We start from the raw sequence: 12259 nt of genomic DNA, 5'->3' as shown, positions 1-12259 counted from the left end.
AACCTCTACACCTTGTTGATTAATCAAAGGGTTTCGTATTTTCTGGAACTACGTATAATAAAGCTTCCTACGCATTAGGTCCCCATAGTTTAATGGATAAAACAAGGCCCTCCTAAGGCTTAGATGTTGGTTCGATTCCAGCTGGGGACGCCATTTTAGCTGGCTTAAACCCAAAATAAAGTAAACCTTCCTATACATTTCACTCCCCTTTCATCATGTTTATTTCTTCTACTTTGGTTGTAATTTAATCGTATTAAGCAATACTCTTCTAAACAGGAGAGCACAATGACTTTCGATTCGTCCCCCGAAGAAGAAACTGGCGATGATGTTGAAACACCTATCGATTCAACATTTACCGAAGAGGAATGGTTTGCCATAGAGGCACTATCTGAGCCCGGTGCCATCTTCTAACCGATGAAATTTCAAAATTAATCCCCACTTTTATAGCCGTTGCCTATTTTAAGCGTCGTCTTTCTACGCATTTAGCTTTCCAATAAGTACAATTCGCATAGACCATCAGGCAAAAAATAACGTATAAATAATGATGTAGTAGTTAATACGGGGAATAGTATGAGCCAATTTGAAAACGACGATATCGATTCGTTTTTTGCTGAAATGCAAGATGTAAAACCCATTGCTTCAGATGATAAGGCTTTATTACACGATCCTGAAAAGGCGCTCGCCGAAAAGCAAAAACGCGCAGCCTTGAAGGTAAGTGTTCGCGACAAGCTTGCTAACCCGTTAAGCATGGAAGGTGTGAAGCCGGTACCGCCTGATGATTTTATACATTTCCAGCAGCCAGGCATACAAGACGGTGTGTTTAAAAAACTGCGTCTTGGCAAATATCCGTTGGAAACCAATGTCACATTATCAGGAAAAACCCTAGAACAAAGCCGCGACCTAATTTATAGCACCATTAAATCAAGTCACGAACGTGGGGTTCGTGCCCTGCTCATTAAACATGGAACGGGTGAAAATAGTAAGCCATTTCCTGCGCTGAAAAAAAGCTACGTAAATCATTGGCTACGTGAACTTGATGAGGTGATTGCCTATCATACAGCACAGCCTATGCACGGCGGATTTGGCGCTACCTATGTGTTGTTGAAAAAGCACCCTCAGCAAAAACTAATAAACAGAGAAAAAAATAAGAAAGGATAAAATGGGAGGCAAGAACTCGTTGAGTCAGCTTTGCTTTTTTGGGCTTGTCTTTAGGTATAGCTTTTAGGCTTTTCTCATGAAGCGCTATATGCTGGACGTTTTTATTGTCCCCCAATGATTAACGCCCGTATCAAGTAACTTGATACGGGCGTTAGAATTTTTCTTTCAGACTACTTAACTGAAGACTGCACACTTAGCGTTGTTGGAGCTTCGGCAGATTTCGCAGATGTGCTAAAAACAGCAGTTACGAACATCAGCACTACAGCTACAGCCACTCCGGTTAAGCCAAACCCTTTTGAAGAACGATTCATTGGTCGTCTCTTATTATTAAAACCAGTAAGCGATTGCTAAACACTGGTACAACCCTAACTCAACTCCTGTAACCTAATTGCAATCCTTGCTTGCACTACAATAGATCAGTGACAAACTGATGACAAGGGCAAAAATCAGATTTTTGACACTTTGCCAAAGCTTTGACACCTATTTAAGGTATGCGCATTTATTAAACAGTATTTTTATAGAAAATAAACAGGGGTTTCCCCCTGTTTATCAAGGTCACACTGAAATATTAACCAACAAACTTACGGGCGTTTCTAAAGATACGCATCCACGCACCATCTTCTTGCCAATCGTCCGGGCACCATGAGTTTGCAACTGCCCTAAATACACGTTCAGGGTGAGGCATCATAATAGTGCTGCGCCCATCTACAGACGTTAAACCAGTAATACCTTGCGGTGAACCGTTCGGGTTAGCCGGGTATTGCATTGTTGGCTTGCCATAGTTGTCTACATAACGCATGGCTACCTGACCGCTAACCTGCGATAGAGCGTTTTCATTTGCAAATTCAGCCTGACCTTCCCCGTGCGATACAGCAATCGGCATACGCGAGCCTGCCATACCATCTAGCAGCACAGACTTAGATTCCATCACTTCAACCATTGCAACGCGAGCTTCAAAACGCGCTGACTGGTTAGTAACAAAGTGCGGCCAGTGTTCAGTGCCAGGAATCAATGATTTTAGGTTCGATAGCATCTGACAACCGTTACACACACCTAAACTGAACGTGTCATTGCGGTTAAAGAAGCCTTCGAACTGATCACGAGCTATACTGTTGAACAATATAGACTTCGCCCAACCTTCACCTGCACCTAATACGTCGCCGTAAGAGAAACCGCCACAAGCAGCAAGACCCGCAAACTGTTCAAGGGTAATGCGACCCGCCAGCACGTCACTCATGTGTACGTCGATAGCATCGAAACCTGCGCGTGTAAATGCTGCCGCCATTTCTAGATGCGAGTTTACACCCTGCTCTCTTAATATCGCCACTTTTGGCTTAACGCCTTTGGCAATGTAAGGTGCGGCAACGTCTTCGTTAACATCGTAAGATAGTGCTACATGCAAACCAGGGTCGGCAGCATCTTGCTTTGCCGCGTGTTCTTGTTCAGCACACTCAGGATTATCACGCAGTTTCTGCATTTCAAACGTGGTTTGTGCCCACGTTGTACGCATTGATACGCGGCTATCTGCAAGTACAGCTACACCATCGCGATTAAACTCAATCATATCTGTACTATTTAATGTACCGATATCGTGAGTCAACTCAGTTAAATCGAATTTAGCCAGTACCGCGTTCACGGCGTCTAGGTCGCTTTCAAGCACTTGGATTACGCCACCTAATTCTTCATTGAATAGTACAGCAATGTCATTACCTTTAAGGCTATCAAGGTTAACGCTCACACCTGTTTTACCGGCAAAGGCCATTTCTGCCACTGTCGTAAATAGGCCGCCGTCCGAACGGTCGTGGTAAGCAAGAACCAAACCTTTTTCGATAAGCGTTTGCATAGCGTCAAAGAAGGCTTTAAGGCGGGTAGCAGAAACCACATCGGCTGGGCTATCGCCAAGCTGTGTATAAACCTGCGCTAAACAGCTAGCGCCTAAGCGATTTTTACCTTCGCCCAAATCTAGTAGCAACAAGCGGCTTGCACCTTTGTCTGTACGTAGCTGAGGCGTTAGGGTTTTGCGAATATCTTTTACTGCACCAAACGCAGAAATAACCAGTGACAGCGGAGAGGTTACTGCTTTATCTTCACCGTTTTCATTCCATGCGGTTTTCATCGACATAGAGTCTTTACCTACAGGAATGGTCAAACCCAGCTCTGGGCATAGCTCCTCACCCACGGCTTTCACCGCTTCATAAAGACCTGCGTCTTCACCTGGATGTCCAGCTGCTGCCATCCAGTTAGCAGACAATTTAATACGTTTAATATCACCAATGTTTGCCGCGGCAATGTTGGTTAGCGCTTCACCTACCGCAAGGCGCGCAGACGCACCGTGAGATAAAAGTGCCACCGGGGTGCGCTCACCCATAGTCATCGCTTCACCGTGATAAGTGTCAAATGCCGAAGCGGTTACTGCTACATCAGCCACGGGCACTTGCCATGGCCCAACCATTTGGTCGCGACTTACAAGACCAGTTACCGAGCGATCGCCTATAGTGATAAGAAATGTTTTCTCTGCCACAGTAGGCAATGACAGAATACGCGTCGCAGCATCACTTAAAGTAATGCCTGCGTCGTCTAATGCGGGTGAGCTTACCTTGGTTGAGCTCACGTCGCGATGCATTTTAGGCGGCTTGCCTAAAAGTACATCTAGCGGCATATCAATAGGTTTGTTCTCAAACTGACTGTCATTTAGATTTAGGTGCTGTTCGGCTGTCGCTTCCCCCACTACCGCAAATGGCGCGCGTTCGCGGGCGCAAATTGCTTCAAATACCGGCATATTTTCCGGTGCCACAGACATAACATATCGTTCTTGCGATTCGTTACACCAAAGCTCCAGCGGTGTCATACCAGGCTCATCAGACAGCACTTTTCTAAGTTCAAAGTTACCGCCTCGGCCACCATCGTTAACTAGCTCAGGCAACGCGTTTGAAAGACCACCTGCGCCCACATCGTGGATAAACTGAATCGGGTTGTTGTCCCCTAACTGCCAACAGGCATCTATCACTTCTTGACAGCGACGCTCCATTTCAGGGTTGTCACGCTGCACTGAAGCAAAGTCTAAATCTTCGTTTGACTGACCAGATGCCATTGATGAGGCTGCACCGCCGCCAAGACCAATGTTCATTGCTGGGCCGCCAAGAACAATAAGCTTAGCGCCTACCGTGATTTCGCCTTTTTCAATATGGTCACGGCGGATATTGCCTAAACCACCGGCTAGCATGATAGGTTTGTGATAACCTCTCACCTCTACGCCGTTAAAACTCTTAACTTCTTGCTCGTACGTACGGAAATAACCAAGTAGCGCTGGGCGACCAAATTCGTTATTGAACGCAGCGCCACCTAAAGGGCCTTCAAGCATAATATCTAGAGCGCTCACGATGCGCTGTGGTTTGCCGTATTCGGCTTCCCATGGCTGCTCAGCACCTGGAATACGTAAGTTAGATACGGTAAAACCAACTAAACCTGCCTTAGGTTTTGAGCCACGACCTGTAGCACCTTCATCACGAATTTCACCGCCAGAGCCTGTTGCTGCGCCAGGGAACGGTGAAATTGCCGTTGGGTGGTTGTGGGTTTCTACCTTCATTAAAATATCGATATTTTCATGATGGTATTCGTATTGATGGGACTGAGGGTTCGGGAAGAAGCGCCCTGCTTCCCAGCCTTCCATTACCGCTGCGTTATCTTTGTAAGCTGAGTAAACGTGATCAGGTAATAACTCGTAAGTGTTTTTGATCATTTTGAACAGCGATTTTTCTTGTTCTTCGCCGTCAATGGTCCAGCTTGCGTTGAAAATCTTATGGCGACAATGTTCAGAGTTTGCTTGTGCAAACATATAAAGCTCAACGTCGGTCGGGTTTCTGCCTAGCTTGGTAAAGCTATCAAACAGGTAGTCAATCTCATCATCAGCTAATGCAAGGCCTAACGACACGTTTGCATTAACCAGTGCTTCTTTGCCTTCCCCTAATACATCTACACTAGCGAAAGTATTCGCTTCGGTTTGAGCAAATAGCACCGCTGCATCATCAGTATCGGTAAACACTGATTCAGTCATTCTATCGTGTAAGAAGCTAGCGATAAGTGCAAAATCATCGTCACTTATTGTATCTTCTGTTTCGATATAAAACGCGCATCCACGCTCTATACGATTGATACTTTTTAAACTACAGTTGTGAGCGATGTCGGTGGCTTTAGAAGACCAGGGAGAGATAGTGCCGGGGCGAGGAGTAATAAGGAAGAGGGTTCCAGAAGGTGTTTGTGCTTGCCTCGCGGGGCCGTAAGTGAGCAGCTTCTCGAGTATTTCTATTTGCTGCTTAGATAAGTCACCTTGGGAATCGACTAGGTGAACATATTCGCTATATAGGTTTTTAACCCTAACGCCGGATTGACCCAGCTTTGCAATCAGTTTAGTTTGGTTAAACTCTGATAGTGCAGGAGCGCCTCGAAGGACCAACATATTGATTTACCTGGTTTGTTAGAAACAACGACCACCAATGCGACGCGTTGCCTCTTGGATTGATGAGTATTTCGGCGCGGATTATAGAGCAATTATGCACAGTAAGTAACCTCATAACGCGCTTACATGAACTTTTTTTTAAACTTAGACGGTTTAATAACAACAAGTAAAGGTCTATGCAGTCACAAGACTATAAAAAACGATTAAAACTCCAGCTAATAATCATTTTATCTATTGCTGTTATGAGCTGTGGGGTGCCCTCAGTTCCCACTGCCCTTTCCTCATTATTAGAACGAGAAACCATCCGCGTAGGAACCGTATACGGTGCAGGAACCTTTTATAACGGCGCTGAAGGGCCCCAGGGGTTTGAGTATGAGTTGCTGGCAGGGTTCGCCGATTACCTTGGCGTCACTCTCGATTTGTACCCTTTTTACAGCTATGAAGTCATGCTCGAACAATTAGAAGAAGGTAACCTGGACATTGTCGCCACGGGCGATGCGGTGACACCTTCACTAAAAAACCGCTTCACTTATGGCCCTGCTTATCAACATGTCAAACAGCAGCTTGTGTTTCAAGCAGGCACATCTAGACCTAGAGACCTTTTAGACCTCGATTCCCCTATAATTGCAGTAGCAGAAAGCAGCCAAGCTCACTTACTTTCTGATCTTTTAAGCGATTTAGGTGACGAAGCAACTGATACTGAAAAAGTAGCGATAAAGACCGAGTTAGTTACCACCGAAGATTCAGATTCTGAAGAACTGTTGCAACAGGTTGCTAATGGTGACATTGCTTATACGGTGGCCGACAGCAATCGCCTAGCGTTACAACGTAGACGCTACCCTAACCTCGCCGTTGCCAAAACACTTAACGAAGATATGCCGATGGCATGGGCCCTTCCTTTAGATCAAGACGATTCAGTGAAAGCAGCGCTCATTGAGTATTTTGGTACAGTGCATCAATCAGGCTGGTTTACGGTGTTAGAAGACAAATACTTTGGACATATTCGCCAGTTCGATTACGTTGACAGTCGCGCATTTAACTACGCAGCTGAAAGTGCATTAGCTCAATATAAACCGTTATTCCAACAGTATGCAGGTGATTTAGACTGGCGACTACTTGCCGCAATGAGCTACCAAGAAAGCCACTGGGACAGCGATGCTATTTCAAGAACCGGGGTTCGCGGCCTTATGATGTTGACACTTGATACAGCAAGTGATTGGGATGTGGATGACAGAACCAATCCAGAGCAAAGTATTCGCGGGGGCTCACGTTATTTTGCCAGTTTGCTAAGTCGCATACCTGCACGAATCAGCGAGCCAGATAGAACCTGGATGGCTATGGCATCATATAATATTGGGATGGGGCACTTGGAAGATGCAAGGGTGCTTACCGAGCAACAAGGGGGAAACCCTGATTTGTGGGTAGATGTTAAACGACGCTTGCCACAGCTAAGGCAAAAAAAGTATTACCGTACCACCCGCTATGGCTACGCGAGAGGTGATGAGGCTTTGCAATACGTAGAAAATATTCGCCGCTACTACGACAGCCTAGTCTGGTTAGATGAACAAGGAAAAATTTAATCTCGTTCGCTTTGCTTCTCTCTTGAAAACTGTCATTTCGGTGTCATCTTTACTCTGTACCCTTTGAACGAGTTAGTGATTAACTAACTCGCTTTCTCAGAACCTTAATTTTTCTAAAAGATTATTAACTCTAAAAGAACAGTGACTCTCGGAAAATGAGCGCTTAGTTCAAACGAAAGAGCATTTTTCTTAATTGGAAGAATGGTCACAACGAGGGGAAAAATAGCCTCGCTGTGAGAAAGGAGAATAAATGAAAAAAAATCGCTTTATGAAAAAAGGAATAAAATTGAAAAACAACAACAGACGCAGACTTATGCTTAAGCGTTGCCACCAGAAAGTACTTCAACGTCGTAAGCTATTTGTAACGAGCGACATGTTTACTCAGTTGACTCGCAAGCCTAGCTAGAATACATACAAGCTGGTTGCTTTTATTGATAGGCATCAATTTATTGAGCACTCTCTTTGCAACCCAGCAAACCAAATAGGCGATTAAAACACCCTTCCTTCAAGCCAGCAAAATAAGCATTAGCTTGAAGCATCACCCCCTAGATGTTTTTTCGCCTTTTTGGCTGCCTTAATCTCTTTCCTGCGCTTGCGAAAAAAATCTGACAGTTTGTTAGCACACTCGTCTGCTAGCACATTAGAACCAATCTCAACCTGATGATTTAGCGCAGGATGTTGTAATAGATTCATAACCGAACCCGCAGCACCTGTTTTCGCATCTCTAGCACCAAACACCACCCGCTTTACTCGTGCATGCACAAGCATACCTGCACACATAGCGCAGGGCTCTAAAGTGACATACAAGGTAGCGTCAATAAGCCGGTAGTTTCGCACTTTAGAAGCGGCCTCTTTGACAGCGCGCAACTCTGCATGGGCAGACGGGTCGTTATCCGATATTGGCGTATTGTAGCCTTCTCCGATAAGCTCACCGTTTAATACTACGCAGGCACCTACCGGCACTTCCCCTATGGATTCTGCTTTGTCCGCCAGGGTTAATGCATGCTTCATCCACATCACGTCTTCTTGAGTAACCGTTTCATTAATAAGACTTTGCTGGCTAATGCCCTCTTTAAGAGGGTTCTCTTTAATTGCGTTCTCGTGGGGAATGCTTTCTTTTGAAGCGCTTTCTAATGCCAACTCCTCTTCAGCGGTAAGCTCCTCAGGCGCTAACGCTTGCGCTGCGACATGTTCGGTGTTTTGCTCCAGAGCCTGTGTTTTTTCAGTGTCGATCTTTGGTGCCGGATGGTCGCTATTTTGGTCACTCATTAGTCAATTTTGCTACTTTATTTAGTGAAATTAGTTAACAACAATTCTGCATAAACCTAGGTAAACATTCTAACTTACTAGAAAGTAATGACTTTTGTCACTTGGCAACCTACTTGCAATTTTTCATTATAACACTGCTGGTGTTAAGGGCTTAACTGGTTACACTTTTTATAGAAAACTTAGCGTAATAACCGTTATAGTACTCCAAGCGCAGCAGTTATTTTACTAATAAGTATTTAGCCTCTGTTTATTAGATATGGAAACTAAATACTAGGTGAATTAGGCAACTGACCACATTTTCACCTAAACTCTTTTTAAACCATTTGTGAGGGATACCACCGTGGACATGACAGCGATTGCAATAGTAGCCATTTGTGCTTGGGCGTTAGTTACCATTGTCGAAAGTGCGAAAGACAAAAGCAAAAAGAAACTTAGTAACAAGGAAACTGAAGCGTATAAACAAGAAATTGCAGATTTGAAAGAGCGCGTATCTGTACTCGAAAAAATTGTAACTGATGAACGCTACGACCTAAAAAAGCAGTTTGCCGATTTAGAGAAAGACCGCGTTGCTTAAGTTTAGTGAACTTAATTCCTCTGCCAGTGCAACCTATGCCTAAAGCTTAACCTGCGCTGGCAGTTAAACATCAACTCCCTTCTAAGAGTTTGCGTTCAGCCCGCTCTACTCGTCGGGGTTTACCTGCGATGACTAGTACATCATGGGCCTGTAGAATAGCGTCTTGGTCTGGGTCTTTCACTTCATTACCGTTACGTCTTAAACCTTTAATAGCGACACGCATTCTTGTGAAGTCGATATCTTTTATTGCTTTTCCAATGCAAGAGGCGCGTTCAGATAATACTACTGCATGAATAAACTCTAGCTTATCTTCCGTCCCGTAAGTGATTTCTGTCGTTTCTCCAGGATAAAAGCCGTGCATATGATCATAACGGCCTTTTCGCTCGGCCCGCACCCGCTTTAAAATACGTGACATAGGTACACCGGCGTAATGCAACACTTGCGAGACCAGCATCAAACTGCCTTCTTGTAGCTCGGGCACCACTTGGTTTGCTCCTGCGCTGTACAGGCTTTCTAACTGGTAGTCACGTTTGGTACGTACCATAACATCTGTAGTGCTCGTTATACTTCGTGTCTGCGTTATCACTTGTTTCGCCTTATCGACCTGATCAAATGTTACAAGCACAAGCTTCGCATTTTCTACATTAGCACTGCTCAGAATATCTTTTTGACTGGCATCGCCGAATATTACGGGTTCACCTGCATTTCGGCTTTCATGCACCCTGACAGGGTCCATATCTATAGCGACAAAATGAATACCTTCCATTTTTAGCATGCGCGCTACCGACTGTCCCACCCGTCCAAACCCACAAATAATGACATGGTTAGTCAGCTGCCCGACATTGCCAAAGCTAGCGTTATCATCAAAGGAGATATCATTATTCACAATGCGTTTAGCGATAGTCACACTGTTGTTCATAAGCCAAGGCGTTAACGCCATACTTATCACACCCATACATACTATTAGCGATGATTGCTCAGTGGTTAATACGCCGTGGGTGGTGGCAAGCGCTGCGATAACGAAACTAAACTCTCCTATTTGGCAAAGTTTTACGCCTGCGGACCAGCCGTCAATGGCGTCAGTTTTTACTAACATGGATGCAACTCTGACTAAGATAACTTTAACTATCATTAACGCAAAAACGCCAAATACGATTTCAAACAAGCTGTTCCAGAGCACGGTAAGTTCCAACTGCATACCTACGGTTACAAAGAACAAGCCCATTAAAATGTCGCGAAACGGGCGGATGTCGGCTTCAAGTTGATATTTGTATTGGCTTTCCCCCAACATCATTCCCGCCAAAAAGGCACCTAACGCCATGGACAGCCCGAAGTAATAAGTGAGCCCGCCCGCCAAGAGGGCAATTAAAATAGTGGTTAGAACGAAAAGCTCATCAGTTCTAGTTCTTGCGATTTCTCTAAACACCCAAGGTAGTAACCACTTACCTACTGACATAAGGAATGCAATAACAAACACACCTTTTAGCAATGCTTCGCCTAAAGCCAGCGCGATACTTACCTCGCCAGTCTGGGCTAAAAGAGGAATAGCGATAAGAAACGGGACCACGGCTAAGTCTTGAAAGAGCAAGATACTGATGGCGAGTTGTGTACGCCTGTTATTGAGGATACCCATTTCGGTTGCTTGCTTTATAACAATAGCGGTAGAGCTTAGCGCCAGCGTACCGCCAATAATGATTGATGCACTAATTGGGACCCCCGAAAAAAGCGGTACGCAGGTAAATATCGCTGTAGTAAACAACATTTGCCCCAATCCCACACCAAACACCAAAGAGCGCATAGCCAACAATTTAGGAAGGGAGAATTCTAGACCGAGGGAAAAGAGTAGAAAAACAATACCCACTTCGGCCAATAAGTGCATTTCTTCGGGGTGAGCAAACACAGATAGCAGCTGTGGGCCAGCGAGTACACCGGCAAAGAGATAAGCAAGGATAGGTGGAAGATGAATTCGTTTAAATAGGGCGACTGCGCATACCGATATGAACATCAATATCACAATATTTAAAAAACTCGTCCCCACATAACCTCCTAGAGCAACATCAACTTACGATTGTTAAATAAGCACAGTAATCAACTCTGCTTAACACTTAAACTAAAGACTAATGCGACAGATATCTTGTTGGCATTCAGTTTGCTAAATCCCCTATGTAAATGCAGATCCGGCAAGTTTTGCCGCTGTGATCGTCATAAATTTCGCGAAAATGCGCTTATGACCACAGAAACGTCAGAGCTTTGACACTGGTTTCATTTCTGCGGCATATCAACGCATTTTGTATAGGGGCACTACTGTGGATTTTTCAACGTCAGTCTACGATAGCACACAACACAACAATTTTTATCCTGCTGAGAGCACAGGTAAATCACTTTCTTTTAGTGAATTATCGGGCTTTGTAACACAGCTCCTGACTACGCTTGAACTTCAAGAGTTAGGAGGCGTGTATTTTCAGCAGCTTAATATGCTATTGCCTGTTGTCGGATTCAGTTTATCTGACTTCGACTCTCGTTGGGTCTACGGTAACGCAAAGATATCGTCAACGCTGATTGATTTACCACTACAAGGGGCGCGCTCTGTTAATGGCGAGCAAGCCCATGTCTATTATTACATTAGTTCACCCTTGTCGTTATCGCAACGGGAGAGCCTATTCCAACTTCATGATTTATTTGGAAAACAAGTAAAACACGCGTTATCTTTAATGCGTGTTCAGCAAATGGCAACCAAAGACGTGTTGACGAGTTTAGGCAATCGTGCGGGATTTCAGCAGTCTATGACAAGACAACTGGGGTGGGCGCAACGACACGATGAACCATTTGCACTTTTAGTTATCGACCTAGACAACTTCAAATATGTGAACGATAACTTTGGGCACGGTGAGGGCGACAAAGTACTGGTTCACGTGGCAACACATCTTGAAAATGTACTGCGCGATGAAGACGAAGCATTTCGCTATGGCGGAGATGAATTCTGCTGTTTATTAGACTGCCAAACACAGCAGCAATTAGCATGTGCTGCTCAGCGAATTCAGATGAGTATAAATAGCTCTGCCTACTTATCACGATTAGGTGTATCGGCAAGTCTCGGTGGCGCGATTTATCGAGACGGTGACAGTGTTGATAGTTTATTTAACCGCGCTGATAACGCGCTATATCGGGTGAAAAACTCAGGCAAAAACAGCTATGACGCTGCCTAACTAATCCCTTTTACTT

General features: G+C 44.7%; 9 protein-coding genes and 1 tRNA gene. 6 read left to right on the top strand and 4 right to left on the bottom strand.

Going from position 1 to position 12259, the window contains the following annotated elements:
• The first annotated feature begins 78 nt into the window (after nt 1-78).
• From ACXAGK_RS02890 to smrA, 3 genes are all read left to right on the top strand, one after another.
• Nucleotides 79-153, top strand: a tRNA-Arg gene (locus ACXAGK_RS02890).
• Nucleotides 154-285: 132 nt separating this feature from the next.
• Complete coding sequence (locus ACXAGK_RS02885) at nt 286-411, top strand: hypothetical protein (RefSeq protein ID WP_474853974.1); 126 nt, start codon at nt 286-288, stop codon at nt 409-411.
• Between the two features lie 159 nt (nt 412-570).
• On the top strand, nt 571-1158 hold the full coding sequence (gene smrA, locus ACXAGK_RS02880) for a DNA endonuclease SmrA (protein ID WP_334048257.1): 588 nt from the start codon (nt 571-573) through the stop codon (nt 1156-1158).
• A 170-nt stretch (nt 1159-1328) separates the two neighbouring features.
• Here the strand turns inward: smrA and ACXAGK_RS02875 are convergent, their stop codons facing one another.
• Both ACXAGK_RS02875 and purL read right to left on the bottom strand, forming a co-directional pair.
• Nucleotides 1329-1469 carry a hypothetical protein gene (locus ACXAGK_RS02875; RefSeq protein ID WP_162889815.1) on the bottom strand — a complete coding sequence of 47 codons (141 nt, stop codon included), beginning with the start codon at nt 1467-1469 and terminating at the stop codon, nt 1329-1331.
• Nucleotides 1470-1726: 257 nt separating this feature from the next.
• Complete coding sequence (purL, locus tag ACXAGK_RS02870; protein WP_474853972.1) at nt 1727-5614, bottom strand: phosphoribosylformylglycinamidine synthase; 3888 nt, start codon at nt 5612-5614, stop codon at nt 1727-1729.
• A 176-nt stretch (nt 5615-5790) separates the two neighbouring features.
• Here purL and mltF point away from each other — a divergent pair, with 176 nt between their 5' ends.
• Entirely contained in the window at nt 5791-7194 is a 1404-nt protein-coding gene (gene mltF, locus ACXAGK_RS02865) for a membrane-bound lytic murein transglycosylase MltF (protein WP_474808307.1), read from the top strand.
• Nucleotides 7195-7719: 525 nt separating this feature from the next.
• Here the strand turns inward: mltF and tadA are convergent.
• The gene (gene tadA / locus ACXAGK_RS02860) at nt 7720-8259 is read right to left on the bottom strand and encodes a tRNA adenosine(34) deaminase TadA (RefSeq protein WP_474854474.1); all 540 of its coding nucleotides are present in this window, start codon (nt 8257-8259) and stop codon (nt 7720-7722) included.
• 550 nt (nt 8260-8809) lie between these two features.
• Between tadA and ACXAGK_RS02855 the strand changes: the two genes are divergently transcribed.
• The gene (locus ACXAGK_RS02855; protein WP_474809319.1) at nt 8810-9037 is read left to right on the top strand and encodes a hypothetical protein; all 228 of its coding nucleotides are present in this window, start codon (nt 8810-8812) and stop codon (nt 9035-9037) included.
• A gap of 70 nt (nt 9038-9107) precedes the next feature.
• Here ACXAGK_RS02855 and ACXAGK_RS02850 read toward each other — a convergent pair whose 3' ends face one another.
• Entirely contained in the window at nt 9108-11075 is a 1968-nt protein-coding gene (locus ACXAGK_RS02850) for a monovalent cation:proton antiporter family protein (RefSeq protein WP_474853970.1), read from the bottom strand.
• A 268-nt stretch (nt 11076-11343) separates the two neighbouring features.
• On the opposite strand from ACXAGK_RS02850, the gene ACXAGK_RS02845 reads away from it, so the two are divergent.
• On the top strand, nt 11344-12243 hold the full coding sequence (locus tag ACXAGK_RS02845) for a GGDEF domain-containing protein (protein WP_474808311.1): 900 nt from the start codon (nt 11344-11346) through the stop codon (nt 12241-12243).
• Nucleotides 12244-12259: the final 16 nt, after the last annotated feature.

The sequence above is a fragment of the Alteromonas sp. ABM1_013 genome (genome assembly GCF_056160505.1).
The sequence above is the reverse complement of the archived record's forward strand: the minus strand, read 5'-3'. Positions and strand labels throughout refer to the sequence as shown.

Bases quoted from the DNA above. Each gene is read 5' to 3' on its own strand.
- smrA (WP_334048257.1), top strand. From the start codon at position 571: ATGAGCCAATTTGAAAACGACGATATCGATTCGTTTTTTGCTGAAATG.
- ACXAGK_RS02855 (WP_474809319.1), top strand. From the start codon at position 8,810: ATGACAGCGATTGCAATAGTAGCCATTTGTGCTTGGGCGTTAGTTACC.
- mltF (WP_474808307.1), top strand. From the start codon at position 5,791: ATGCAGTCACAAGACTATAAAAAACGATTAAAACTCCAGCTAATAATC.
- ACXAGK_RS02885 (WP_474853974.1), top strand. From the start codon at position 286: ATGACTTTCGATTCGTCCCCCGAAGAAGAAACTGGCGATGATGTTGAA.
- ACXAGK_RS02875 (WP_162889815.1), bottom strand. From the start codon at position 1,469: ATGAATCGTTCTTCAAAAGGGTTTGGCTTAACCGGAGTGGCTGTAGCT.
- purL (WP_474853972.1), bottom strand. From the start codon at position 5,614: ATGTTGGTCCTTCGAGGCGCTCCTGCACTATCAGAGTTTAACCAAACT.